The organism is Lactococcus sp. EKM203L (genome assembly GCF_011800585.1).
GTDB classification, from domain to species: Bacteria; Bacillota; Bacilli; order Lactobacillales; family Streptococcaceae; genus Lactococcus; species Lactococcus lactis.
Window position 1 is genome coordinate 1 of sequence record NZ_JAALEQ010000037.1, and the last position, 1,047, is coordinate 1,047.

Consider the following 1,047-nt stretch of genomic DNA (forward strand, 5'->3'; position numbering starts at 1 on the left):
TGTGCCTGTGGAGGACGGAGAATGAAATGTGATGAATGTAATTTAGATATGAAGTGGTTTGATGACTTCCCAGATGCTTGCGGATGTTGCGGTACTTTTTATTATAAATGCCCTCAATGTGGGGCAGTAAAAACAAAAAATTATTGAGGTGTGAGAATGAGCGATATATCAGGAAAAAGTTTGCGTGAAATATACAAAGAAGATGCTAGAAAATATAAAGAGTCAATAGCGAAAGAACGTCTGTATAGTGAAGCACCAGGTAATTTAATTGGGAATTTTGATAAAAGCGAATCTCTGACTGTCACAATGCCTATGGAAGAATTTGACAAACTTCAAAAGCTAGCACTTTCAGCTACCACTGACAAACTTTCGGTTGAAAAACTCCAAGAAGAACTAGAGAACTGCATTCAAACTTTAATTAGTATCAGTATCCTAGCAAACGATGATGAAAATATTGTTATAGGAAATTTTGTTGACTCTAGACTTCCAAAGTTTGCTAAGACTCATGAAAATGTAACTAAGTATATTGAAAAAGTAACTGGAAAGAACATTGATGTTGTACTAGCTGAGAATGCGGCACTTGAAGCGCTAGAGGGAGAAAAGAATGACTGAAAAAACAGAACTTTGCGGTTTCCAACATACAGGAAGGTCAGAAGATGTACCTAAACCGCCTAAATATAATTTAAATGCAGAATTCTGGCGCACTCAATGGTCAGAAGCTTCTGGTGCTCACTTGATGGAATATCTCAGAGCTGAAAAACTCCAAGAACAGCTTAACACTGCGAAAAAGGCACTGACAGAAATAGACCGTTCAAGATATGGTATGCAGTTCAGGAGAAATAGAAATCCTAACATAGCTAGACATGCACTCGCAGCGATTGGAGGGGATGATGAGTAAAAACAAATATTTTGTTGATGAGTATGATGACGGAGAATTGCTAAGCACTACTGATTTCGATGATTTCAACAGTGCTTTGAAGTTTTATGCAATGAAGTGGAAGTGGGGATATTCCGCTAGACTTTTCCGAAACGTCTTAGATTTGGACG

General features: G+C 37.7%; 2 protein-coding genes. Both read left to right on the plus strand.

What is annotated here, in order from left to right:
• Positions 1-156 precede the first annotated feature (156 nt).
• Entirely contained in the window at positions 157-612 is a 456-nt protein-coding gene (locus HFD15_RS14485) for a hypothetical protein (protein WP_238785380.1), read from the plus strand.
• Positions 605-898 carry a hypothetical protein gene (locus HFD15_RS13955; protein ID WP_167593814.1) on the plus strand — a complete coding sequence of 98 codons (294 nt, stop codon included), beginning with the start codon at positions 605-607 and terminating at the stop codon, positions 896-898. The genes HFD15_RS14485 and HFD15_RS13955 overlap by 8 nt, the downstream gene beginning before the upstream one ends.
• Positions 899-1,047: the final 149 nt, after the last annotated feature.

What these genes read in the sequence shown, in the direction of transcription:
- HFD15_RS14485 (WP_238785380.1), top strand. Translation starts at nt 157, where the DNA reads ATGAGCGATATATCAGGAAAAAGTTTGCGTGAAATATACAAAGAAGAT.
- HFD15_RS13955 (WP_167593814.1), top strand. Translation starts at nt 605, where the DNA reads ATGACTGAAAAAACAGAACTTTGCGGTTTCCAACATACAGGAAGGTCA.